The 24931-nt window shown below is 63.1% G+C and carries 20 protein-coding genes; 9 read left to right on the top strand and 11 right to left on the bottom strand.

Annotated elements, in window-relative coordinates; translation table 11 throughout:
* Positions 1-12: 12 nt before the first annotated feature.
* Positions 13-2091, bottom strand: coding sequence for a bifunctional rhamnulose-1-phosphate aldolase/short-chain dehydrogenase (locus BMZ70_RS05260; protein ID WP_092270866.1), 2079 nt, complete (start codon positions 2089-2091; stop codon positions 13-15).
* Positions 2092-2340: 249 nt separating this feature from the next.
* Between BMZ70_RS05260 and BMZ70_RS05255 the strand changes: the two genes are divergently transcribed.
* The 7 genes from BMZ70_RS05255 to BMZ70_RS05225 are packed head-to-tail and all read left to right on the top strand — an operon-like array spanning position 2341 to position 10771.
* Positions 2341-3207 carry a DeoR/GlpR family DNA-binding transcription regulator gene (locus BMZ70_RS05255; protein ID WP_092270863.1) on the top strand — a complete coding sequence of 289 codons (867 nt, stop codon included), beginning with the start codon at positions 2341-2343 and terminating at the stop codon, positions 3205-3207.
* Positions 3208-3224: 17 nt separating this feature from the next.
* Positions 3225-4211 carry a rhamnose ABC transporter substrate-binding protein gene (gene rhaS, locus BMZ70_RS05250; RefSeq protein ID WP_092277576.1) on the top strand — a complete coding sequence of 329 codons (987 nt, stop codon included), beginning with the start codon at positions 3225-3227 and terminating at the stop codon, positions 4209-4211.
* Positions 4212-4223: 12 nt separating this feature from the next.
* A complete protein-coding gene (locus BMZ70_RS05245; RefSeq protein WP_092270860.1) occupies positions 4224-5741 on the top strand; it encodes a sugar ABC transporter ATP-binding protein in 1518 nt (505 codons plus the stop codon).
* Positions 5738-6721 (top strand): ABC transporter permease, encoded by a 984-nt coding sequence (locus BMZ70_RS05240; RefSeq protein WP_092270857.1) that lies wholly within the window; start codon positions 5738-5740, stop codon positions 6719-6721. Before BMZ70_RS05245 ends, BMZ70_RS05240 begins: the two co-directional genes overlap by 4 nt.
* Positions 6718-7716 carry an ABC transporter permease gene (locus BMZ70_RS05235; RefSeq protein ID WP_092270854.1) on the top strand — a complete coding sequence of 333 codons (999 nt, stop codon included), beginning with the start codon at positions 6718-6720 and terminating at the stop codon, positions 7714-7716. The genes BMZ70_RS05240 and BMZ70_RS05235 overlap by 4 nt, the downstream gene beginning before the upstream one ends.
* Positions 7713-9074, top strand: a complete 1362-nt coding sequence (locus tag BMZ70_RS05230; RefSeq protein ID WP_092270851.1) for an FGGY-family carbohydrate kinase — start codon at positions 7713-7715, stop codon at positions 9072-9074. Before BMZ70_RS05235 ends, BMZ70_RS05230 begins: the two co-directional genes overlap by 4 nt.
* 41 nt (positions 9075-9115) lie before the next feature.
* The gene (locus BMZ70_RS05225) at positions 9116-10771 is read left to right on the top strand and encodes an FAD-dependent oxidoreductase (RefSeq protein ID WP_092270848.1); all 1656 of its coding nucleotides are present in this window, start codon (positions 9116-9118) and stop codon (positions 10769-10771) included.
* On the opposite strand, the gene BMZ70_RS05220 is transcribed toward BMZ70_RS05225, so the two are convergent.
* From BMZ70_RS05220 to BMZ70_RS05195, 6 genes are read right to left on the bottom strand one after another with little or no spacing between them, the layout of a single operon-like run.
* The gene (locus BMZ70_RS05220) at positions 10768-11016 is read right to left on the bottom strand and encodes a hypothetical protein (RefSeq protein ID WP_092270845.1); all 249 of its coding nucleotides are present in this window, start codon (positions 11014-11016) and stop codon (positions 10768-10770) included. The genes BMZ70_RS05225 and BMZ70_RS05220 overlap by 4 nt on opposite strands.
* 12 nt (positions 11017-11028) lie before the next feature.
* On the bottom strand, positions 11029-11805 hold the full coding sequence (gene fabI / locus BMZ70_RS05215) for an enoyl-ACP reductase FabI (RefSeq protein WP_092270842.1): 777 nt from the start codon (positions 11803-11805) through the stop codon (positions 11029-11031).
* Positions 11802-12995, bottom strand: coding sequence for an acetate/propionate family kinase (locus tag BMZ70_RS05210; RefSeq protein WP_092270840.1), 1194 nt, complete (start codon positions 12993-12995; stop codon positions 11802-11804). The genes fabI and BMZ70_RS05210 overlap by 4 nt, the downstream gene beginning before the upstream one ends.
* 4 nt (positions 12996-12999) lie before the next feature.
* Positions 13000-13920: a phosphate acetyltransferase gene (locus tag BMZ70_RS05205; protein ID WP_092270837.1), complete on the bottom strand. Its 921-nt coding sequence runs from the start codon at positions 13918-13920 to the stop codon at positions 13000-13002.
* 51 nt (positions 13921-13971) lie between these two features.
* The gene (locus tag BMZ70_RS05200; RefSeq protein ID WP_092270834.1) at positions 13972-14154 is read right to left on the bottom strand and encodes a hypothetical protein; all 183 of its coding nucleotides are present in this window, start codon (positions 14152-14154) and stop codon (positions 13972-13974) included.
* Entirely contained in the window at positions 14151-15293 is a 1143-nt protein-coding gene (locus BMZ70_RS05195; RefSeq protein WP_092270831.1) for a PepSY-associated TM helix domain-containing protein, read from the bottom strand. Before BMZ70_RS05195 ends, BMZ70_RS05200 begins: the two co-directional genes overlap by 4 nt.
* Before the next feature lie 120 nt (positions 15294-15413).
* On the opposite strand from BMZ70_RS05195, the gene BMZ70_RS05190 reads away from it, so the two are divergent.
* On the top strand, positions 15414-17591 hold the full coding sequence (locus BMZ70_RS05190) for a TonB-dependent receptor (protein ID WP_092270829.1): 2178 nt from the start codon (positions 15414-15416) through the stop codon (positions 17589-17591).
* On the opposite strand, the gene BMZ70_RS05185 is transcribed toward BMZ70_RS05190, so the two are convergent.
* From BMZ70_RS05185 to BMZ70_RS05175, 3 genes are read right to left on the bottom strand one after another with little or no spacing between them, the layout of a single operon-like run.
* The gene (locus BMZ70_RS05185; protein WP_092270826.1) at positions 17588-18961 is read right to left on the bottom strand and encodes a DUF2799 domain-containing protein; all 1374 of its coding nucleotides are present in this window, start codon (positions 18959-18961) and stop codon (positions 17588-17590) included. The two genes, BMZ70_RS05190 and BMZ70_RS05185, sit on opposite strands and share 4 nt — an antisense overlap.
* Positions 18962-19005: 44 nt before the next feature.
* Positions 19006-20796, bottom strand: a complete 1791-nt coding sequence (locus BMZ70_RS05180; protein WP_165403527.1) for a sensor domain-containing phosphodiesterase — start codon at positions 20794-20796, stop codon at positions 19006-19008.
* Positions 20797-20798: 2 nt separating this feature from the next.
* Positions 20799-22475, bottom strand: coding sequence for a methyl-accepting chemotaxis protein (locus tag BMZ70_RS05175; protein ID WP_092270821.1), 1677 nt, complete (start codon positions 22473-22475; stop codon positions 20799-20801).
* 122 nt (positions 22476-22597) lie between these two features.
* Here BMZ70_RS05175 and BMZ70_RS05170 point away from each other — a divergent pair, with 122 nt between their 5' ends.
* Complete coding sequence (locus BMZ70_RS05170) at positions 22598-23650, top strand: acyltransferase family protein (protein ID WP_092270818.1); 1053 nt, start codon at positions 22598-22600, stop codon at positions 23648-23650.
* Here the strand turns inward: BMZ70_RS05170 and BMZ70_RS05165 are convergent.
* The gene (locus BMZ70_RS05165; RefSeq protein ID WP_130300904.1) at positions 23647-24876 is read right to left on the bottom strand and encodes a hypothetical protein; all 1230 of its coding nucleotides are present in this window, start codon (positions 24874-24876) and stop codon (positions 23647-23649) included. The genes BMZ70_RS05170 and BMZ70_RS05165 overlap by 4 nt on opposite strands.
* Positions 24877-24931 lie beyond the last annotated feature (55 nt).

Here is a 24931-nt window from a genome sequence, read left to right as displayed (position 1 = left end):
CCTTGATTCTTTTTATCGCGTGAATGCGCCAGCGTTACCGGCGTCCACGTTCAGGATATTACCAGTGCTCTTGGCCGCCTTGTCGCTGGACAGGAAATACACCGCCTCCGCGATATCCTCCGGCAGCACGCTCAGTTTCAGCATGCTGCGGTCCCGATAGAAGGCTTCCACATCATCGGCGTCGATCTTGTTGGACTGCGCACGCTCCTGCTTCCACTTGCCGTCCCAGATGCGCGAACCGCGAATCACGGCGTCCGGATTGACCACGTTGACGCGGATGCCGTGCGGCGCGCCTTCCAGCGCGACGCAGCGCGCCAGGTGAATCTCGGCCGCCTTGGCGGTGCAGTAGGCTGACGCGCCAGCCGACGCCACCAAGCCATTTTTACTCGCCACGAACACCATGCTGCCGCCCAGTTTCTGCTGCTTCATGATGCGGAAGGCCGCGCGGCTGGCCAGGAAGTAGCCTTTCACGAGGATGTCCTGATTGCGCTGCCAGACGTCCAGCGTGGTGTCTTCCAGCGGCGCCGACGAAGCGATACCGGCGTTCGACACCAGCAGATCCAGCCCGCCGAAGCGTAACGACGCCGCTTTCAGCACGTTCTCGACATCTTCCTCGCTGGTGATGTTGGCGACCACGCCGCCGACGTTGTCCTTGCCGGCCACCTTGGCCAGATCCTTTTGCGCCTGCTCCAGCGCTTCGGCGTCGATATCAGTCAGCAGCACGCATGCGCCCTCTTGCAGCATCTGCTTCGCCACCGCCTGGCCGATGCCACCAGCACCGCCAGTCACCAGCGCGATGCGGCCCGCCAGGCTTTTCGGTTTCGGCATGCGCTGCAGCTTCGCTTCTTCCAGCAGCCAGTATTCGATGTCGAAGGCTTCCTGTTCCGGCAGACCGACGTAGGTATCGACGCCGTTCGCGCCGCGCATCACGTTGATGGCGTTGACGTAGAACTCGCCGGCGATGCGCGCCGTGGCCTTATCCTTTGCAAAGGACAGCATGCCGACGCCGGGAATCAGGTAGATGATCGGATTAGCGTCGCGCACCGCCGGGCTGTTATCGCGCTTGCAGCGCTCGTGGTAGGCCTTGTAGTCGGCGCGATAGGCTTCCAGCGCGTCATCCAGCCCCGCCACCACCTTGTCGAAATCGGCGTCGTAGTTGACCACGAACGGACGGATCTTGGTGCGCAGGAAGTGGTCCGGACACGAAGTGCCCAGCGCCGCCAGCGGCTGCAAGTCTTTGCTGCAAACGAATTCCAGCACCGCCGCGCTGTCGTCAAAGTGACCGAGCTTATATTCGTCGCGGCTGATTTTCCCGCGCAGCAGCGGCATCAAGCGGGCTGCGAAAGCACTACGTTCTTCGGCCGGCAACGGCTTGATGGCCGCACCGCCAAACACCGGCTGCTTGACGTTCGCGGCCAGCCATTCTTCCGCGCGCTTGATGATCGCCAGCGTGGTTTCGTAACAGGACTTGGCGGTATCGCCCCAGGTGAACAGACCGTGGCCTTCAAGGATGATCCCCTTCAAGTGCGGCTGCAGCTGCGACAGCGCTTCCAGCTTCAGGCCAAGATCATAGCCGGGACGCTGCCACGGCAGCCATCCCAGTTCACCTTCAAAGATCTTCTGCGTCAGCGCCTGGCTGCTGGCGCAAGCGGCGATCGCAATCACTGAATCCGGGTGCATGTGGTCGACGTGCTTGCGGGCGATGTAGGCATGCAGCGGCGTGTCGATGCTGGCCGCGCGCGGATTCAGGTTGAAGGTGCAGTGCGGCAGATAGGCCACCATTTCGTCTTCGTGCGCGAGGCCGCGATATCGCCCCTTCAGCGCCTGCAGCTTGTCCATGTAGAGCGTGGAGAAGCCGTCGATCTTGATGCTGCCCAGGTCCCCGCCGGAGCCCTTCACCCACAGCACCTCCACTTGAGCGCCGGTGAGCGGGTCTTCCATCATCACCTTGGCCGAGGTATTCCCGCCGCCGAAGTTCGTAATGCGCAGGTCCGATCCAAGCAGGTTGGAACGGTACAGCAGCAGCTCAGGTTCGCTCATCTTCGCGGCTGCGGCGTCGTCCCACAAGGAAGTGATCGGGGGTTCTTTCATTGCTGGTCTCCGTTGTTGTGTTTTCACTTTATTCAGTAGAAACCGGCGGGCGATGGGTGTCAATGCAGAAGCAATCAAGAAAATGAGCAAGCACCAAATAATCACTCTATTGATCGAACCTGATAAAACAATCACTAAATTGATCGAACAATGATTGACGAGCGATTTGGAAGTGGTTAGCCTTTATCGCTAATAAACGGGCACGCCGCAGTGAATGACGGGAGTAGCCCAGAATAAAAGGAGACTCAAATGGTAAATCACAAGCGTCGCAAGCGTTTATTGAAACTGCTTGCCGAACATAATACGGCCAGTGTGCCACAACTGGTCGATTGGCTGAACGCCTCGCCCGCCACCGTGCGGCGCGATATCAGCTGGCTGGCGGCCCGTAGCCTGCTCACCCGCACACGCGGCGGCGCCGCCAATCTTGAGCAGAAAAAGCGCGGCTTCACGCTCACCAGCGAGACCTTCCAGAACAATATCCAGTGCCGCGCCGAGCACAAACGCGCCATCGCCCGCTACGCCGCCGGCATGTGCAACGAGGGTGAAACCATCATCATTAACGGCGGCACCACCACCTTCATGATGGCTGAATTCCTGGTCGACCATCACCTCAAGATCCTCACCAATTCCTTCCTGATGGCCGAGCGCCTGCTGGTCTCGAGCGAGAACGAGATCATCGTCCCCGGCGGGAAGGTGTACCGCGAACAGAACGTCATCCTCAGCCCCTTCGACAACGACATCACCCAGCACCACTACGCGGCCAAGATGTTCATGAGCGTCTACGGCCTGTCGCTGCTTGGCCTGATGGAGGCTGACCCACTGCTGATCCAGGCCGAGAAGCGCCTGATTTCGCAGGCCGAGGAACTGATCGTGCTGGCCGATAGCTCCAAGTTCGCCAAGAAGGCGGGCCTGATCCTGTGCGGATTGAACCGCGTGTCGACCGTCATCACCGATACCGAGGCATCCGATGCGGCCGTGCAGCTGCTGGAACAGTCCGGCGTGCGCGTGGTCACCGTGGAGCGCGAAGCGCTGCCGCAGCAAATCGCGCCGTCGGCGTTCAACGCACCGTACGGCTTTGAATCCGTAGGCATGTTCCAACCGGAGGCCACGCATTGAAACTCAAGAAGATCGTAATGGCGGCCGTTGCCGCCGGCCTGTTGGTGGCCATCGCAGGCTGCAAGGAAAAAGAGCCGGACCACATCCGCATCGCGATGGTGGTGAAAAACCTCGGCAACGGCTTCTTCGACGCCGCCCATAACGGCGCCAACGACGCCGCCAGGGAACTGAAGAACGTCGAGATTATCTACACCGGCCCCACCACGCCCAGCGCGGAAGGCCAGATTGAGATCATCAATTCGCTGATCAGCCAGAAGGTCAACGCCATCGTCATCTCGGCCAACGACCCGAACGCGCTGGTGCCGATCACCAAGAAGGCAATGGGGCGCGGCATCAAGGTGATTTCCTTCGACAGCGGCCTGGCGCCGGAAGGACGTTTAATGCAGCTGAATCCTTCCAACGCCGATTTGATCGGCACCAAGCAGGTCCAGATGGCGGCGGACGCCATTGGCGGCGAGGGTGAAATCGCCATCCTGTCGGCATCGGCGCAAGCGACCAATCAGAATATCTGGATCGGCGTGATGAAGAAGGTGCTGCAGCAGCCGGAGTACAGCAAGATGAAACTGGTGGCCACGGTCTACGGCGATGACCAGTCGGACAAAAGCTACCGCGAAGCCATCGGCCTGTTGCGCAGCAATCCGCACCTGAAAGCCATCATTGCACCGACCACGGTCGGCATCAACGCGGCAAGCAAGGCCGTGGTGGACGAGCATTTGGTGGGCAAGGTGTTTGTCACCGGTCTTGGCCTGCCGTCTGAGATGGCGGGCCACGTGAAGAGCGGTGCAGTGCGCGAGTTCGCGATCTGGAATCCGATTGATCTCGGATACGCGGCGACATACGCTGCGTACGAATTTGTGCAGAAGCGGCCGACCGCACATCCCGGCGGCAGCATCTCGGCTGGCCGCATGGGCGCCATCGCTATCGATGCGAACGGCGAAGGTGCGATGGCGCCGCCGTTCACCTACGATAAGAGCAACGTCGACAAATTCGCCAAGATCTTCTGAGCCGGGCCCACTATGACCACCAATACAAGCCCGGTCCTGCAACTGGCCGGGATCAGCAAGCGCTTTGCAGGCATCGTCGCGCTCAATCAAGTCGCGCTGACGGTGCGCGCCGGCGAAGTGATGGCGCTGATCGGCGAGAACGGCGCCGGTAAGTCCACGCTGGTGAAAACGCTCACCGGTATTTATCAACCGGATGAAGGCAGCATTACGCTGGCCGGCCAGCCGGTGTCTTTCAGCAGCGCGCAGGACGCGATGCAGGCCGGGATCACCGCCGTGCACCAGGAAACGGTGATGTTCGATGAACTGACGGTCGCTGAAAATATCTACGTCGGCCGCCAGCCCTGCCGTGGTGCGCGCATCGACTGGAAGCGCATCGAGGCTGAGGCGGAAAAGCTGTTTGAGCGACTGGAAGTCGCGCTGCCGGTGCGCGCACGCGTGAAGGACTTGAGCGTGGCGCAGCGCCATTTCGTGGAAATCGCTCGCGCCCTGTCGCAGGATGCGCGGGTCGTCATCCTCGACGAGCCGACCGCTTCGCTGTCGCAGCGCGAGATACAGGAGCTGTACCGCATCATCGGCCAGTTGCGTGCTGCCGGCACGGCGGTGATTTTCATCTCCCACAAATTCGACGAGATTTTCGCCGTCGCCGACCGCTACACGGTACTGCGGGACGGCCAGTTCATCGCCGAGGGCGCGCTGGCCGATATCACCGAGCCTGAACTGGTGGCCCTGATGGTCGGCCGCTCCGTGAAAGAAGCCTATCCCAAGGCCGACGTCACACCGGGCGAAGTGGTGCTGGAAGTGCGCAACTTCAGCCATCCAACCGAATTCGATAATGTCAGCTTCTCGCTGCGCCAGGGCGAGATACTGGGCTTCTACGGCCTGGTAGGCGCCGGCCGCTCGGAAGTGATGCAAGCCTTGTTCGGCCTCACCGCCGGGGTACGCGGCGAAGTGCGCATACACGGCAAGCGGGCCGATATCAGCTCCGCCGCAGACGCCATCGCTCACGGCATCGCCTACGTGCCGGAAGACCGCCAGCATCAAGGCGCGCACCTGACGCTGCCCATCCTGCATAACATGACGCTGCCGATCCTGTCGCGTGTCGGTTTCTTCCTGTGCGGACGACGCAAGCAGGAGAACGCGATTGCGCGGCACTACGCGGAACAGCTGGAACTGAAGGCGACGCATCTGACGCAGCATGTGTCCGAACTTTCGGGCGGCAACCAGCAAAAGGTCGTGTTGGGAAAATGGCTGGCGACCGATCCCAAGGTCATCATCCTGGACGAGCCGACCAAGGGCATCGACATCGGCTCAAAGGCCGCCGTACATCGCTTCATCAGCGATCTGGTAGCCAAGGGCTTGTCCGTGATACTGGTGTCGTCCGAACTACCTGAAGTGATGGGTCTCGCGGACCGCATCATCGTCATGCATCAAGGCCGAATTGAAAACGAATACGCGCGGGCCGAGGCCACGCCGGAAATGATCGTCGCCGCCGCATCGGGCTGCGCGCTGCCGCTGGAGGAATGCGCATGAAGGCGCTGTTGAGAATGCGTGAGACGCAACTGGCGCTGTGCATCATTGGACTGATTGCGCTGGTCGGCGCGCGTGCGCCGGTGTTCGTCACGCCGGCCAGCCTGGCCAACCTGCTAACCGACAGCACGCCGCTGATCATGCTGGCGCTGGCGCAGATGCTGGTCATCGTCACGCGCGGCGTGGACTTGTCGATGGCTTCCAGCCTGGCGCTGGCCGGCATGATGTCGGCACTGCTGGCGGCGCGCTTCCCCGCCCTGCCGCTGCCGTTGATCGTGCTGGCGGCGCTGGGCATCGGTCTGGCACTCGGCCTGATTAACGGCTATCTGATCGGCTATCTCGACCTGCCGCCCATCGTGGTCACGCTAGGCACCATGAGCGTGTATCGCGGCATGGTGTTCGTGCTCTCCGGCGGTGCCTGGGTGTCGTCGCACCAGATGCCTTCAGATTTCGTGGCATTCCCTCTGGCGCGGCTGCTCGGCGTGACGCATCTGGTATGGATTGCGGCGCTGGTCGTGCTGGCGGCGTGGTACGTGGCGCGGCACAGCCGCTTCGGCCGCGACCTTTACGCCATCGGCAACGCGCCATCGTCGGCGCGCTATGTCGGCATTCCAATCGCGCAGCGGCTGCTGTGGACTTATGGACTGTCCGGTGCAATGGCGGGACTGTGCGGCTACCTGTGGGTAGCGCGCTACGCCGTCGCCTACACCGAGATCGCGTATGGATTTGAATTCACCGTGATCGCAGCCTGTGTCATCGGCGGCATCAGCATCGCCGGCGGCTGCGGCAGCGTGGCCGGTGCGGTGCTGGGCGGCTTGTTCCTCGCGGTGATCGGCAACGCACTGCCGGTGGTGAAAGTATCGCCGTTCTGGCAAAGCGCGCTGACCGGCATCGTCATCCTCACCGCAGTACTGATCAACGCCCGCAACGGCAAACAAGGTGGCCGCCAGATCCTGCCGCTGCATGGAGGCCGCACCGCATGAACACGACCACCATGCCAACTTCACGTTACATCATCTCGGACCGCCCGGGCTTCCGTATTCGCGCCGCGCTGGGTCGGCGCGAGAGCCTGCTGGCGTTGCTGCTGCTGGCCGCCTTCATCGCCAACAGCATCCTGCTGCCGAACTTCCTCGACCTCGACAACCTGGCCGACGGCACCTTCAACTTCAGCGAAAAAGCGCTGATCGCCTTGCCGATGGCGCTGTTGATTATCTGCCGCGAAATCGACATCTCCGTCTCCGGCATCCTCGCCCTGTCATCGGTGGCGATGGGCTTCGCCAACGCCAATGGCGCACCGCCGGAAGCGCTGCTGCCAATCGCGCTGGCCACCGGCACCGCCTGCGGTTTGCTGAACGGCGTGATGGTGACGCGCTTTGGCCTGCCGTCCATCGTGGTTACCATCGGCACCGTGTCGGTATTCCGCGGCGTCGCCAGCGTGATGCTGGGCGACCAGGCCTACACCGGCTATCCTCAGCAAATGGCCGACTGGGGCCAGGGATACTTCTTCGACGCCATTCCGCGCGAATTCGTCATCCTGCTGGCGTGCGCCGCGCTGTTTGCGGTAATGCTGCACGCAACGAGCTGGGGACGCCGCATCTACGCGATCGGTAACAATCCGGTCGCTGCGCGCTTCTCAGGCATCGCCGTGGACCGCTACCGCCTCGCGCTGTTCATGCTGACCGGCGCGATGGCCGGACTGGCAGGCTACCTGCTCACAGGCCGTATCGGCAGCACGCGCCCCAATATCGCAATGGGCTGGGAGCTGGAGATCATCACGATGGTCATCCTCGGCGGAGTGAGTATCGCCGGCGGCGCGGGCACCATCGCGGGAGTCATGCTGGCAGTGCTCACGCTCGGCACTGTGACCTACGGCCTGTCGCTGGCCAATGTCCCCGGCATCTACATGACCATCGTGATCGGCATGCTGCTGTTGGCGACCATCGCGCTGCCACGCCTGCTGCGCGGCCGCAAAGCATGAGCGCCACCATCGTTCTGGACATCGGCAAGACCAACGTCAAGCTGGTGCTGCTCGATGCGCAAGGCGCCGTACTGGCCGAACAGCGCAGCGCCAACACCATACTGCGCGACGGGCCGTATCCGCATCACGACACGGAACGCATCTGGGAATGGATGCTGGACCGGATGTGCGACTTCGCGCAGAAGGCGGAAATCGACGCCATCGTTCCGGTCACGCACGGCGCCACCGCCGCGCTGGTGGACGATGAAGGCCTTGTTCTACCGGTGCTGGACTACGAATACGAACTGCCAGCCTCGCAGCAAACGCATTACGCCGTGGAGCGGCCACCCTATTCCGCCACGCACTCGCCGCTGCTGCCTGCGGGCCTGAATCTGGGCCGACAACTGGTGTGGCAGTCGCACACCTTCCCGAAACAATTCCGCCGTGCGCGCCATATCCTGATGTACCCGCAGTATTGGGCTTGGCGGCTGTGCGGCGTCGCAGCCAGCGAAATCACTTCGCTCGGCTGCCATACCGATTTGTGGCAGCCGTCGCGCAAGCAGTATTCATCGCTGGTCGACCGTACGGGCTGGAACCGGCTGTTTGCCCCCATGCGTCCAGCGTGGACCGCGCTCGGCACACTCAAGCCGGAAATCGTCGCACGCACCGGATTGCCGGAGAATTGCCGCGTCCTGTGCGGCATCCATGACAGCAACGCCTCGCTGCTGCGCCACTTGACCGTGACGCCGCCGCCCGCCGTGCTATCAACCGGCACCTGGGTCATCGCCGCCGCTCCCGGCGCGCCGCTGGACGCGCTGCACGAACAAGCCGACATGCTCGCCAACAGCGACGCAATGGGTCATCCTGTGCCCAGCATGCGCTTCATGGGCGGCCGTGAATTTGCCGAACTGGCCGGCCCGCACACAGAACCGTGCAGCCTCGCCGACCTGCAGGCGATGATCGACCAATTCACGCTGGCCTTGCCCTGTTTTGCCGCCACCGGCGGTCCATTCGCAGGTCTCACCGGCAGCATCGTAGGCCCCGCGCCATCCAGCAGCGGCCAGCGCTACGCACTCGCCACCTTGTACTGCGTGCTGATGAGTGACTACTGCCTCGACGCGCTGGGCGTCAAAGCCGAAGGCACGGCCATCGTCGTCGAAGGCAGCTTCACCGGGAACCCTTGGTTCGCGCGCCTGCTGGCCGCGTTGCGACCGCATCAGAAAGTCAGCAGCACCGACGACAGCAGCGGCACCGCCAGCGGCGCATGGATGCTGCATCACTGGGGCCGGGCACCGGCCAACAACAAGCGGGCCGCCACGCCGCTCCATTTGCCAGGGTGGGACGACTATAAACAACGCTGGCTAAAAGTCTTACTTTAGAATCTGGCGAGCGGAGGAAAATTCGCGCTAGACTATGGCGCATGACCATCTACGACACCTTCAAGAACCGCACCGCCCAGGCGCTGCCCAAGCTGGCACCGGCGGAACTCAAGCGCATCCAGCGTTTTGGGACACTCGTTTGTTTCAAGGATGGCGAACGCCTGTTTGAGGCGGGCCTCACTTACTTTGGCATGTACGTGGTGCTGAAAGGCGCGATCCGCATCAGCCGTTACGACGGCCTTGGTAACAGCTCCGTCATCACCGAACATACGCATGGCGAGTTTGCGGGCGAAATCAGCCAGTTGGCCGGCGCGCCGACGCTGGTCAACGGCCACGCGGTCGGCGATGTGGAAGCGCTGATGCTCAGCGTTGAAGGCCTGCGTGCGCTGATCATCGCCGAGGCGGAGCTGGGCGAGCGCATCGTCCGCGCCTTCATCCTGCGCCGTGTGGAGCAAATCGATAGCAAAGATGGTGGACTGGTGCTGGTAGCCACGCCGGGCCATCCGCGCCTGCATGCCTTGCAAGGCTGGTTGACCAGTAACGGGCTGCCGCACCGGGTGCTGAATCCCGCCAGCGACGGACAGGCGCGCGCGCTGTGCGAGCACTATCAGCCGACGGCCGAGGACTGGCCGCTGGCCGTGTGCCCCAACGGCGACGTCAAGAAAAATCCCAGCGTGGTCGATCTGGGCCGCTGTCTCGGCACCCTGCCGCCGCTCAATCCCGACGATGTCTGGGACGTGATCGTGGTCGGCGCCGGCCCTGCTGGTTTGGCGACCGCCGTGTATGCGGCGTCCGAAGGCTTGTCGGTGCTGGTGCTGGAAACCCGCGCCTATGGCGGACAGGCCGCTGCCAGCGCGCGCATCGAGAATTATCTCGGTTTCCCGACCGGCATATCCGGCGGCGCGCTCGCTGGACGCGCGTTCGTGCAATCGCAGAAGTTCGGTGTGAAGATGGCGATTCCGGCGCCGGCCGGACGCCTGCTGTGCGATACCTATCCGCTGCAAGTGGAGATGTGCGGCAGCCTCACGCTGCTGCAAGGCCGCACTGTGGTGCTGTCATGCGGCGCGCGCTACCGTCGTCCGTCGCTGGCCAACCTGCGCCAGTTTGAAGGCAAAGGCGTGTACTACTGGGCTTCGCCGCTGGAAGCGGGTCTGTGCGCTAGCGAGGAAGTGATCCTGGTCGGCGGCGGCAATTCGGCGGGACAGGCGGCGGTGTATTTGTCGGCGCACGCGGCCAAGGTACATATGCTGATCCGCAAGGACAGCCTGGTTTCCACCATGTCCAGCTACCTGATCGAGAGAATTGCGGCCACGCCCAACATCGAACTGCATGTGGAGTCCGAAATCGTCGCGCTGGAAGGCAGCGATGAGGAAGGCTTGCAGCAAGTGCGCGTGCGCGACAACCGCAGCCAGCTTGAAACAGACTATGACATTTGCCGCATATTCCTGTTCATCGGCGCCGACCCGAACACCGGCTGGTTGGGCGATTGCGGTGTGCAGGTGGACGACAAGGGCTTTATCCTGACCGGCTACGATGCGCCGGGCGGCGAAGGACGCGCGGCATTGGAGACCAGCGTGCCAGGCGTGTTCGCCATTGGCGATGTGCGCGCCAATTCGACCAAGCGTGTGGCGGCGGCGGTGGGCGAAGGCGCGGCCGTGGTATCACAGATCCACGGTTTCCTCGCGCGGCGCGGCTAGGTATCGTCGTGGTGCAGCGGAATGGTGAGGTGTAGCGCTTTACCGCGATGGAAAACGCCGCGCAGCTGATTGCAGACGTTCCATACCCGCTCATACGAATCGCTGACTTCCACCAGCGCCCACGGATTGTCTTCCTCGCCCTGCCGCACCATTTCAACGGACGTGACATGCAGGTAGGTCGACAGTTCCTGTGTCACGCTTTCCTCGTTGTCGTCGCCGTGCAAGCCTCTCAGGATAATTTGCATCTGGCGCTCCTTTCACGCAATGATATTCAAGCCGCCGTCGACGTAGACCGTGCTGCCGGTCAGGCGCCTGGCGTACGGCGATGCCAGATAGGCGCAGGTGTTACCGACATCGATGATGTCGACCAGTTCACCGAGCGGCGCGCGCTGCACGGCTTCGGCCAGCAAGTGGTCGAAGTCCTTCAGCCCAGAGGCGGCGCGGGTTTGCAGCGGTCCCGGTGAGATGGCATGCACGCGGATGTCGCGCGGACCGAGTTCATAAGCCAGGTAGCGGCAGGCTGCTTCGAGTGCGGCCTTCACCGGTCCCATGACGTTGTAGTTGGGGACCACTTTGTCGGCGCCGTGGTAGCTCATGGCGAACATGCTGCCGCCGTCGGTCATCAGCGGCGCGGCCAGCTTGGCCATGCGCACGAAGGAGTGGCAGGACACGTCCATCGCTTGCAGGAAGCCTTCGAGCGAGCAGTCCAGCAAGCCGCCTTGCAGGTCGGCCTTGGGTGCGAAGGCGATGGAGTGGACCAGGATATCGAGCTTGCCTCGCTCGGCCAGCGCGGCGAACACCGCTTCCAGCTGGCCGGGCTGGGTAACGTCCAGCGGCAGCAGTTGCGCGTCGATTTGTTCGGCCAGCGGGGCCACGTGCGGCAGCGCTTTCTCGTTCAGGTAAGTGAGCACCACGTCCGCACCCAGTCTGCGGAAGGCCAGCGCGCAGCCCCATGCGATTGAATGCTCGTTGGCCACACCAACCACCAGCGCGCGCTTGCCGGACAAAATGGGATAGACCGTTTCCGTATTCATGGCTGCTCCACCAGTTCCAATGCGTGTCGGGCGATCATCAACTCCTCGTTGGCCGGCACCACCCACACCGCGACCTTGCTGTCCTCCGCGCTGATCCGCCGCACGCCGTTAGACACAGCGGTATTGGCCGCACTGTCCAGCCGCGCGCCGAGCCATGCCGCATCGCGGCAGACGGCAGCTCGCAGCGCGACGCTGTTTTCGCCTATGCCACCGGAGAACACGAGCGCGTCCAGCCCGCCCAGCGCCGCCGCCAGCGAGCCAAGCTCGCGGCCGATGCGGTACACCATCAACGCGATCGCCGCTTTGGCGCGCGGATCGTCGCTCTGCTCCAGCGTGCGCATGTCCGACGATATCCCGGACACGCCCAGCAAGCCTGATTCCTGATACATCAGCCGCTGCACCGCCGCCACGTCCATGCCCAATTCCTGCATAAGGTACAGCACCACACCCGGATCAAGCGCACCGCAGCGGGTGCCCATCGGCAGGCCGTCGACCGCCGTGAAGCCCATCGTGCTGGCCACGCTGTGCCCGGCCCGCATCGCACACATGCTGGCGCCGTTGCCCAGATGTGCAGCCACTACCCTGGCCTGTGCCAGTACAGGATCCGCCTGCGGCAATACACTGGCGATATACTCGTAAGACAACCCATGAAAACCGTACCGGCGCACGCCCAGATCAGTTATCCGCGCAGGCAGCGCGAACGCCTGCGCCTCGGCCGGCTGGCCGACATGGAAGGCCGTATCGAAACAGCCAACCTGCGGCACGTCCGGCGCCATCGCCAGCACCGAGCGAACCGGCGCCAGATTGTGCGGCAGATGCAGGGGCGCCAGCGGCACCAGCTTTTGCAACTCGTCGACCAGCGCGGCATCCAGCCGCTGCGGCCCGCTGTGCGCCACGCCGCCATGCACGATACGATGGCCGACCGCCACCACCCGATACCCGTCCAGATGCTTCTGCGCAAAGTCGACCAGAAAGCGCATGCCGCCTTCGTGGTCGAGCCGTGCATCTGGCCAGCTGCGCTCACCGACCACCGTGCCGTCCGCATCCTGCGCGGCAAAACGCGCCACGCCGCTGTACAGGTTTTCGATCTTGCCGCGCAGGCCGAGCGCCAGCGCCGGTCCGGTGTACATCGAGAACTTGATGCTCGACGACCCGGCGTTAATCACGATGATGCAGTCATTGGCCTGCATGCCATCAGCTCCTGCGACTATGCGCCACCAGCACAGCTACCGCACACGACGCCAACCGTGCCTGTACAGTATCTGCACGGCTGGTGAGGATCACCGGCACACGCGCGCCAAGCACAATCCCGGCCGCACTGGCCCCGGCCATGAACGTCAGACTCTTGGCCAGCATATTGCCGGCCTCCAGATCCGGCGCCACCAGCACATTGGCCTGCCCCGCCACCGGCGACACCAGATGCTTGATTGCCGCCGCCTCCGGATCGATAGCGTTATCCATCGCCAGCGGGCCGTCGAGCAGCGCTCCGGTGATCTGGCCACGATCCGCCATCTTGCACAGCGCGGCGGCATCAATAGTGGATGGCATTTTGGCGCTCACCGTTTCCACGGCGGCGAGGATGGCGACTTTGACCGGATCGAATCGCAGCACATGCGCCAGGTCGATCGCGTTCTGCACAATATCGGCCTTGTCGGTTAAATCAGGCGTGATGTTGACGGCGGCGTCGGTGATGATGAGCGGCTCGGAACGGCCCGGAATATCCATGACAAAGCAGTGACTGAGGCGGCGCGCGGTACGCAAGCCGGTAGCGCTGGAGACCACGGCTCCCATCAGTTCATCGGTATGCAGGCTGCCCTTCATGAGCGCGGACGCATGGCCCTCGCGCACCAGCTGCACCGCGCGCGCGGCCGAAGCGTGGCTGTGTTCCGTGTCGATCAAGGATAGTGCGGAGATATCGAGATGCGCGGCGTCGGCAGCCTGGCGGATGCGCGCTTGCGGACCAACCAGTATCGGTTTGATGATGCCCAGGTTGGCCGCATCAAGCGCGCCTTCCAGCGCGTTGCGGTCACACGGATGGGCGACAGCTACTGTCACCGGCCCTGCCTGCCGCGCTGCGGCAATCAGCCTATCGTAATGCGGGTGCTGCACTTCCATACGATCTCCTCGTTGGGCGACAAGGAAATCATATCAAGCCATGCAAATAAATCAATCTTTTTTTGTGCGACGCGGCAAACCGTACCAGAGGCACAGTGCCACCGGCACGCCCAGCGCGACGGCCGATACGTGATCCCATACGCCATCGCCGACCAGCGCCGAAATCAGGCCGATCAAAGTCAGGATCGCCAGCGCGATCGGCGCGCCCCACATGCGCACGAATGGACCGCTCATACTGTCGCCTCCTCTTCCGCTGGCGCCGCAGCGGCAGCGCGCGTTGCCGGTGCAGGCGCACGGCGCTTCAGCCACAAATACAAGCCGCTACCCAGCACGAAGATGGTAATCACATCCAGCGCCGCCCACAGGAACTGCATCCACGCGCCGCCGTAGTCGCCGAAGTGCAGCGGCTGCGAAATCAGCAGGCCGGTGAGATACCACGGCAGTTCGCGGCGGTCGGTGATCTCGGTGCTTTGCGCGTCGATCAGCACCGGTTTATATAAGCGCGAGGTCAACGCTGCATCGCCGCGCATGAAGATACCGTAATGGTGAGGGCTGCTGAATGCCGTGCCAGGGAACGCGACGAAGCCGATCTTCATGCCCGGCTCCGCAGCCACCGCGTGCTCCAACGATTTTTGCATCGAGCCCAGTTGCGTCGGCGGCGCCATGCCTTTATACGGCGCGATCATCTCGGCCATCTCAGTAACCTGCCAGTACTTCAACATCAGGTCCGCCCAGGTGTTGATCATGCCGGTGGCGCCGACCACCAGCGCCCACGTCATGGTCACGATGCCCAGCATATTGTGCAGGTCCAGCCACTTCACGCGCGGACCGCGCTCGCGCCGCACTTCGCCGAAATCGAGCTTGCGCATGAACGGCGCGTACAGCACCACCCCGGAGACAATCGCAATCACCAGCAGCAGCCCCATGAAACCGAGGAACAGCTTGCCCCACAAGCCCGCGTACAAATCCACGTGCAGGTGGAACATCACGCCGAGGAAGCTGCCTTCGAAACTAGGCTCGCCCAGCACCTTGGCGGTGCGTGCGTCGACCGCGATCGATTTGAATTTTTCGTCGGTGGGGTTATCACCCATCGTCAGGAACCAGATGCTTGGATCGTCCGCTTCCTGCGACAGGTACATCGCGATCTTGTTCGGGTACAGCGCCTTGCCGGCGGCGATCACGTCATCCAGGCTGGCCTTGGGTGTATTGGCCGGCATGGCCGGCGCCTCGATGGCATTGCCCAGCGCGTGGTCAATCTCATGGTGATAAATCAGCGGCAGGCCGGTCACGCAAAGCAGCAGCATGAACACGGTGCAGATCAAACTGCTCCATTTGTGTATCCATGCCCAGCGGCGGACGGTGTTTGGTGTCATTTCAAAATCCGGATGCGATGCTCAAACTCTAATGATAATGCAAATGACTCTCATTTAGCAGCAAAAATCGGCCGCAACGGATATAATTGGGAATCATTCTCATTTACTTAGCAAATCGCCATGCATAACAAGAATCTGAAACTGTCCCCGCTCGCCCTCGCCGCCATGATGCTGGCCGCCAGCGCCACCGCCTCCGCTGAGGACAACGCCGACAAAGTGCAGACCGTGGTCGTCAGCGCTTCCGCCGACGCTTCGGCCGAAGGCCTGTCCAAAAACTTCGCGGGCGGCCAGGTCGCACGCGGCGGCCGCGCGGGCCTGCTGGGCAACGTCGACATCATGGACAGCCCATTCAACTCGCTGAATTTCACTTCGGCCCTGATCCAGGACCAGCAGGCGCGCAGCGTCGGCGACGTGCTGCAGAACGATCCATCGGTGCGCGTTGCGCGCGGTTTCGGTAACTTCCAGGAGCTGTATGTGATTCGCGGCTTCGCCGTCAGCTCGGACGATCTGGCCTACAACGGCTTGTACGGCGTGCTGCCGCGCCAGTTCGTAGCCTCCGAACTGCTGGAGCGCGTGGAAGTATTCCGTGGCGCGAACTCTTTCTTGAATGGCGCCGCGCCAGGCGGCGGCGGCATCGGCGGCTCAATCAACCTGCTGCCGAAACGCGCGGGTACGGATCCGCTGACTCAGGTGACGGTTGGCGTGGAAAGCGGCGGCCAGGGTTATGCCGCCGCCGACATCGGCCGCCGCTTCGGCCCCGAAGGCCGCGCCGGCATCCGCGTCAACGTCGCACGCCGCGATGGCGACACCAGCGTCGATAGAGAACACCGTGAATTGAACGTGGCCTCGGTGGGCCTCGACTATCAGGGCCGCGACTTCCGCTTGTCGGCCGATATCGGCTACCAGGACCACAAACTGACCAACCCGCGCCCTGCCGTGACGCCGAGCGCCGCCATCACGCTGCCGGCAGCACCGGACAGCAGCAGCAACTGGGCGCAGAACTGGACCCACTCCAACGAACGCGATACCTTCGGCACCCTGCGCGGCGAATGGGATCTGAACAAGAACACCGTCGCTTGGGCCGCTTTCGGCGCGCGCAGCGGCGATGAGAACAACGTGCTGTCCGAGCCTAGCGTCTACAAAACCGACGGCAGCGCAACCGCCTACCGCTTCGACAACACCCGCCACGACAACGTGCGCACCGGTGAAGTCGGCGTGCGCACCAAGCTGCGTACCGGTGATATCGGCCACACCATCAGCGCCAGCGCGTCGAGCTACTGGATGGAATCGCGTAACGCTTACGCGTTCAGCACCTTTGGCGGCATCGCCACCAACATCTACAATCCGGTGGACGTGAGCGCACCCGCCGCCACCTTCTACACCGGCGGTGTGTTGAGCAATCCTGGCCTGACTGCGAAGAGTATCCTCTCCAGCTACGCCATCGCCGACACGCTGTCCATGCTGGACGATAAAGTGCTGCTGACCGTGGGCGCGCGCCATCAGTCCATCAAGGCGGACAGCTACGACTACAACAGCGGCGCCACCACCGCGCACTACGACCAGACCAAGGTCACGCCGGTCGCCGCCATCGTGTACAAGCCGGTAAAAGGCGTGTCGCTGTATGCGAACTATATCGAGGGCCTGCAGCAAGGCGCGACCGCTTCCGGCGCCGGCACCGTCATCGACAATGAAGGCTTCATGTTCGCCCCGTACGTGTCGAAGCAGAAGGAAGTCGGCGTCAAGTATGAACACGGTACGCTGGGCGCGACCGCCGCCCTGTTCCGCACCAACCAGCCAGCAGGCTACGTGGAAAACGGCCACTTTGGCGTGTTCGGCGAACAGCGCAATCAGGGCATGGAGCTGACCGTGTACGGCGTGCCGCTGCGCGGCCTGCGCCTGCTCGGCGGCCTGACGCTGCTGGAAGCAAAACAGCAGGTCACGCAGGGCGGCAAGAATCAGGGCAAGGACGTGATCGGCGTGCCGGATACGCAGCTGAACATCGGCGCGGAATGGGATATGCCGGGCGTGCAAGGCCTGAACCTGAACGCACGCACCGTGTACACCTCGTCGCAATACGCCGATGCGGCCAATACGCAGCAACTGCCGTCGTGGACCCGTCTCGACATCGGCGCCAGCTACGCGACCCGCATTTTGGATCGCAACGTGACCTTCCGCGCACGCATCGACAACGTCACAGACAAGGCCTACTGGGCCTCGGCGGGCGGCTACCCTGGCTCGAACTACCTGATCCTGGGCGCGCCGCGCACCGCTTCGGTATCGGCGACTTTCGAGTTCTAATAAATCTCGCGGCGCAGGCGCTGCATTTGCTGGTCATGACGATCCACCCAACGGCGGGCGTCATCCAGCTGGCGCTCAAGCCGTTGCACATAGTCGCTTAACTCGCGCCGCTCCTGTTCGCGGCGCTTGTCCTGCTTGACCGTTTCGTCGTTGACGGGACGGTCTTTCGCGTCCTGGCTGGCGCGGATCTCGCGTTCCAGCCGTCCCAGACGATTGCGTGCATCGCGCACGCGGCTCGCCAGTTCATTCGCGTCCGCCACCGCCTGCCGGTGCTTGGCCGCCACCACTTCGAAATCCTGGCCGCTGACATAGGCGTGCTTCAACTGGTTTTGCGCCGCCGGTGCGCACACCTCCACCGCCATGCCGACGCTGCCCCGGCCTCGCTCGAACGCACTCTCCGGCGTGCAGTAGCGCGCATTCTCTTGCCGCCATGCGTTGGTGTAGGCATCCTGCGTGCCGGGAATCGCGAACACGCCGTCGCGGCTGGCGTTGGCGATACGCTGATCCAGCTGGAATGGATGGCCGTAGCCATCGGCCGCGCCGGTGTCGCGCCAGTAGACCAGCAGGCGCGCTTCCCATGCTTCCCGATATTCGCGTTCGTGGATCTTCAGGCCCTTGGCCTTGGCTTCGCGTCCGCGCGTGCCGAACTCCTTGCCGCTGGTGGCGTCCTGCGTGCCGAGGTTGCGCCAGTAGTTGACGATTTCCGCTTCCCACGCAGCCCGGTACGACTCTTCCTGCACTTCGACACCAGCGCTGCGCGCGGCGGCAGCGCGCTTACGGAATTCGCTGTCCGGGATGCCGCTGCGTGCATCGGAGTAGCCGGCGTCCGACCAAAAGGTGCGATTACCGGCGCGCCAACCGTTGGTGTATGCCTGTTCGTCAAACCGCAGCTGCGCGGCGGAAGCCTTGCTGCGATTGGCTTCCTTCTGCGTCAGCGGCTGGCCGGCTGCGCCTTCTCGCTGTCCGGTCGCGGTCCAGTAAGCGCTATTCCCGGCGGTCCAGCCGGCGTCGTAGGCGGATGGGTTGAGCGGCGTTTTATGCTTGCGCACTTCCTCACTATTGGCGTGACGCGGGTACTGTGCCAGCGATCCTTGCTGGCCATCCTGGCTGCCCAGCGAGTACCACAAATCCCAGTTCCCTTGCGCCCAGCCGGCGGTGTAGCGCGTGGCGGCATCGCTAGCTGCTGGCTTGTCGGCGTGGTCGTCGCAGAAGTCCTTGCGTTCGGCATAGTTGGCCGGCTCGCCGAGCAAGCCGTCTTTGTGGCCAATAGCGTTCCAGTCGCCGACTTTGCAATCGGCGACTCGCTGCATGTGGGACTGGCAGCCGGCCAGCAACAGGATCAAGGGAATCAGGCGCAATGAGGTTTTCATGGCCTGAATTATAGTGCCAAATTACTATCCCAATGCAGCTATCCTTATGCAGCGATCGCCATGTGGCTGTCGCGGTACTGGATCGCATGCGCGAGGAAAGCGCTGGCGCTGAGCGGCTTGGCAAAGTGGTAGCCCTGCGCCAGGTCGCAGCCCCAATCGCGGATCAATCCCAGGGACTGTTCGGTTTCCACGCCTTCCGCCACCACCTGATAATCGAGTTCGCGTGCGAGTGCGATCAGCGAGCGCACAATGCGCTGGTCGCGCGGATTCGCATCCACATGGCGGATCAAGGATTGGTCAACCTTGACCACGGTGGCCGGCACCTTCTGCAGATAGGCGAAATTGCTGTAGCCGGTGCCGAAGTCGTCCAGCGCAAGGCTCATGCCCAGATCGCGGATGCCGTGCAGCGCCTTCAGGATGCCGGGGCCTTCCATCCAGATGCCTTCGGTGCATTCGATTTCGATGTAACGCGGATCGACGCCGAATTCGTGGCAGGTCGCCGCAAGGCGTTCAACAATGTCCGCTTCCTCGAAGTTAAAGGCCGACAGGTTGATGGCCACCTTGATCGGATTGCCGCCCGCATGCCATTCCGCGACCTGACGGATGGCGCTGCGGATCACCCAGTGGCTCAAGGGACCAATCAGCGCGGTCTTTTCGATCAGCGGGATAAATTCAGCCGGCGACACCGGACCCAGTTCCTCGTGGGTCCAGCGCAGCAGCGCTTCAGCGGCCAGGCAGGCGCCGTTTTGCAGCGCGTGCTTGGGCTGGTAGACCAGTTCAAAATGATCATGGGCGATGGCATGGCGCACGTCATGCAGCAGGCGGAAGGCGCGCTTTTGCTGCTCGTCTTCGGCGTTGCTGTAGAAGCTCCAGCGCTGCTGGCGCATCAGCGACTGGTTGATGGCGGCGGCTGCCTTGCGCGGCGCGTCCTGCGCGGAGTTGGTGCACAGGTCGAATTGCACGATGCCGCCAAAGCTGGGCAGCACCATCGGGATGTTCACGCTGTTGAACGGCGCTTGCAGTTCAGGTTCCAGCCCATGCAGGTAGCTGATGAAGCCTTCGGTATCTTCATCGCGCGAGAGGATGGCGAAACGGGCGTCGGTCAGGTGGTAGACCTGCGCCCTGCCCTCGAACAACCGAAGCAGACGCGCGCCGGCTTCGCGTACCAGTTCATCATAGACCGGCGCGCCCAGCACGCGGATGATTTCGAAGGCCTTGGCGGCGTCGGGCATGTCGATATCGACCAGCACGCGACGCTGGCCACGCCCAGTGCTGGCCTGCGCGGTCAGATCTTCGAACAGCTGGTATTTATTCGGCATTCCGCTCACCGCGTCCACGTGGCCGACGGCGCGGCCGAGCGTGATGTGCGCCATGACCATGCTGGCGAGGTTGGCCAGTTGTTCGCGCTCGGCGGCGGCCAGTGTGCGCGGCTGGGTATCGATCACACACAGCGCGCCGATCGCAAAGCCGTCCTGCGTAATCAGCGGCGCGCCCGCGTAAAAGCGCACCGACTGTGGGCCGGTGACCATCGAATTGCCGGCAAAGCGGGCGTCGCACAGCGTGTCTTCCACCACCAGCACGCTGGCCTGCTGGATGGTGTATTGGCAGAAGGTCTGGTCGCGCTGCGTGTTCGGCGGGCAGAAGCCGACGGTGGACTTCAGCCACTGGCGGTCGCTATCCAGTAGCGAGATGTAGGCGCCGGCGGTGCCGTAGATGTCCATCGCCAGTTTGGTGATGGAGTCGAAGTAGGCGCTGGTGTTGGTGTTCAGGAGGCCCAGTTGGTGCAGCGCCTGCAGCCGTTCAGGTTCGGAGTGGTTCAGCAAGATCTCCTGCATGCTCAGGCTCCAGCAGGCGCTGGCAGCAGGCCGGCCGTCAACGCACGCGCCTCGCCGCCGGTGGACGCGTGGCCGCTGCGGCCGGTCGGCGCGCGCCAGCCTTCGCGTTCGGTCTTGAACACGCTGACCGCGTGGTTCAGCTGCGCTGCCTGATCCTGCAAGACCTCCACCTCGGCGGCCGCATGTTCGACCAGTGCCGCATTCTGCTGCGTCACCTGGTCCATCTGCGAAATCGCGCGGTTGACTTCCTCGATGCCCTGGCGTTGCTCAGTACTGGCCAGCGTAATCGCGCCTACCATATCGCTGACCTGCTTCACGCTGTCCACGATATCGCGCATGGTGCTGCCCGCGTGCTCCACCAGCTGCGTGCCCGCATGAATCCGTGCCACCGACGTATCGATCAGCGTCTTCACCTCGCGCGCCGCGCTGGAACTGCGTTGCGCCAGATTGCGCACCTCGGTCGCCACTACAGCGAAGCCGCGTCCCTGCTCACCTGCGCGCGCCGCTTCCACTGCCGCATTCAAGGCCAAAATATTGGTCTGGAACGCGATACCGTCAATCACACTGATAATTTCCTCGATCTTGCGCGACGATTCATCGATGGCGTTCATGGTCAGCACCACCTCCCCAACTATCTCGCCGCCCTTGCTGGCGATTTCGGACGCATTCTGCGCCAGCGCATTGGCATCGCGCGCGCTGTCGGCATTCTGCTTGACGGTAGCAGTCAACTGCTCCATCGCCGACGCGGTTTCCTCCAGCGAGCTGGCTTGATCCTCGGTGCGGCCGGACAAATGCTGGTTCTGTTCCGAGATCTGATCGCTGATGCTGGCTACCGCCAGCGCGGCGTCATGCACCTCCGTCACCGTCGTGCGCAGGTTGCGGCTCATCTTCACCAGCACCGCCATGATGCTGTCATGATCCTGGCCGCGCAGCGCCACCTCGTGATACAGCTCGCCGCGATCCACCGCATTCGCCAGCGCCTTGACTTCGGCCGGCTCGGCGCCCAGCGCGCGCAGCAAGTACTGCGTCACGCGCCAGGCCACCACCACGCCGATGGCGATCGCCACCGCCACCGCAGCCAACGCCAGCGATTGAAAGTTATGCGCGCCATGCCGGGCCAGGGCCGACTCGGCCTCGGTCAGTTTCTCTTCCTGATCGATAAAGCCGTTGATGCTGGCCAGCCAATCCACAAAGGCGGGCTTGGCCTGCGCCAGCATCATCGCCCGCGCGCCGTCGACATCACCTGACTGGCGCGCCGCGATAATCTTGCGCACCAGCGGCATGGCGCGGGCTTCGGTCTGTTTGATCTTTTCCAGCCATGCGCGTTCCTCCACCGAGACGATGGCCTTGGTGTCGCTGAACAGCGCATCCAATGGACGTGCGGACTGCTGGTAGTCGTTATCCAGTTTATCGATCAACGCCGTCACGGCGGAGATCTCAGCATCGCCGACTAGCGTCACATCGCGCAGCGCGATCGCGCGGTCATGCACACTGCCGCGAAAATTAATCGCGTAGCGCTGCTTGACGTTATTCACCTCGCTGATGTGCTGCAGGCTGTTGTCGATCGCGTTCACCTTGAACACGCTCAGCGCAGACAGCACCAGCATCATGGCCAGGATAATCCCGAAGCCCATGCCAAGGCGGCCCGACACGCTGATCTCATTTTTGTTGACTTCCATTCCCTGCTCCTCGCACCATTAGTGAAACTGGTTGAAACTGTACTATCCAAAGAGACAGAAAACACCTCCCTAAGGAGGGATGCTGTGATACTGTTCGCGCTGGCTAAAAATATAAAAACACTATGCGGATCAACTCTATCGACGCTGTGCGCGGCCTCACCGTGGCCGCCATGCTGCTGGTGAACGATGCCGGCGACTGGTCTCACATCTATCCCTGGCTGGAGCACGCGCACTGGCACGGCTGCACGCCGGCAGATTTCATCTTCCCTGTATTTATGCTGATCGTCGGCGTATCGCTGCAGCTGGCGCTCGGCAAGCAGCTCGACGCCGACGCGCCCGCCGCGCCGATGGCGCGCGCCGTCATGCTGCGCGGGGCACGCATCGTGCTGCTTGGTGTCGCACTGAATGTGGTCTCGATGCTGGCGATGGGCGCGCATTTCCGCCTGCTCGGCGTCCTGCAGCGCACCGGCATTTGCTTCGCGGCCGCCGGCCTGATCGCCATCTACCTGCCCAACGCCCGCGCGCAGTGGGCCGCATTGGCCACCATCCTGCTCGGCTACTGGGCGCTGTTGAGCGGAAGTGTGGAACCTGACCTCAACCTCGCAGACCGCATCGACACCGCCGTGCTGGGCGCACTCTCTTATCAGTACGACGCCGCCACCGGTCTGGCGCACGAACCGGAAGGCATATTGAGTACGCTGCCTTCGCTGGGCACCGTCATCCTCGGCATGCGCGCGGGCGATTGGCTGCGCAAAGGCCGCACCGGCACGCTGGCCCTCGCGGGCGTGGTGGCGATGCTAGTTGGAGGCGTGTGGTCGCTGGCGCTGCCGCTGAATAAGCAGTTGTGGACTTCATCGTTCGTGCTGTGGACCGGCGGCTTGGGCATGCTTGCCATCGCCCTCGCCCATCGGCTGATCGATGTGCAAGGCTGGCCGCCACTGGGTCGTGCGATGGGTGTGAACGCCATCACGGCGTATGCCGGTTCGTGGCTGGCAGCATGCGCGCTGGCCTACGGCGGCGTGATGGGACCGTTGTATGAACATGTGTTTCGCGCGCCACTGGCACCGGTGTTCGGTCCCGAGTTTGCGTCGATGGCGTTTGCCGCCAGCTTCACCGCCGTGTTCTGGCTGGCGATGGCCTATGCCTACAAACGCGGCTGGCGCGTCACCATTTAAAAGCGCCAGCGTAACGAGACGGTCAGGCTGCGCTCCTTTTGCGATACCGGCTCGCCGATCAGGGCGCGCGCCGGGCGCTCGCTGCGCACCAGCAGTGCCTCGGTCATCAGCGACAGGCTTTCCGCCAGCGGCAGGTCGTAGGCCAGCGCGACGCCGTGGCCAACTTCGCCGTTCGGATCGGATGGAATGTTATCGTGTTCGGTGGTGCTGAAGCGGTCATAGCGCACGGCCGCCGTACCAGGGCCGAGTGGATGGCTGGCCAGCGCAAACCAGGACTGGAAGTAGCTGCCAGCGCCGACCCGGCCCATGATGGTATCGCCGCGCATGGACTGCATCGCCAATTCCCATGCGCCATGCGGGCGCCACACGACACTCACGTGGTTGAAATGCGTACGCCAGCCGTATTGGCCGTCCTTGACCACCGTGGGGTCGGTCAGGTTATCGTAATGCAGCGCCGCCGCTTCCAGCCGCGTGCCCACATTGAAATTCGCGCCGACGTAGTAGCCAAGCTTCCCGTCCAGCTCCCGGAACGGGTGAATGTCGCGCGACTGCCGCAGCAAATAGCCGCCAGGCCGCCGGTACACCGGCAAATCAGCCAGCTTCACAGTATCGTTACGGCCGGCGATACGGTCGCTGATCGACCAGCCGCGCCAGCACAAAAGTGTACCGGTAGGGTCGTTGCCGGTGAAGACGGCAGCCAGTACACCAACATCGTACGCATCGCCACTGTACCGGCCCAGCCGCCGCGCGCTCCACTCGATACCATTGGTGCGCAGCTCTTCGCCGATCCAGCTGTTGATGGCAGAACTGGAAATGGTGTGTTTGGGCACCCAGCCCACGCTGTCGTAATCGAGTTCCACGCTGGTCGGCGGGAAGAAAAAGCCGGCCCGCACGCGGGTTTTCCACGCACCGTCCGGCACCGGGCTCCATGTGAGGAAGGCTTCGCGCACATCGACCACGCCGCGATGCTGCTGGTCTGCGCTCAGTTCCAGGCTGGCGCTCACGCTGTCCAATAAATCGGCATCGGCGCGCAGTACGGCCTGGCCGATGCTCAGGCGCGGCGAGTTTTCATCGTAACGGGTCTTGCCCAGTCCACTATCGAGGAAGCTGCGGCCGGCGTCGGAATCGACGGCACGCACGTCCAGCAGGCCGCGCCACTCAACGTTTTGTGCGCCAGCGGACGAGGCCACCAGCGCCAGCATGAAGGGAATCAAGCGTAGTTTCATGCCTGCATGATACACGGCTATAATCCATCGTCCTTCAACTTAGATGAAGAAAGCT

This window comes from Duganella sp. CF402 (genome assembly GCF_900109645.1).
Taxonomy (GTDB): domain Bacteria; phylum Pseudomonadota; class Gammaproteobacteria; order Burkholderiales; family Burkholderiaceae_D; genus Rugamonas.
This window is presented reverse-complemented; position numbering and strand designations above follow the sequence as displayed.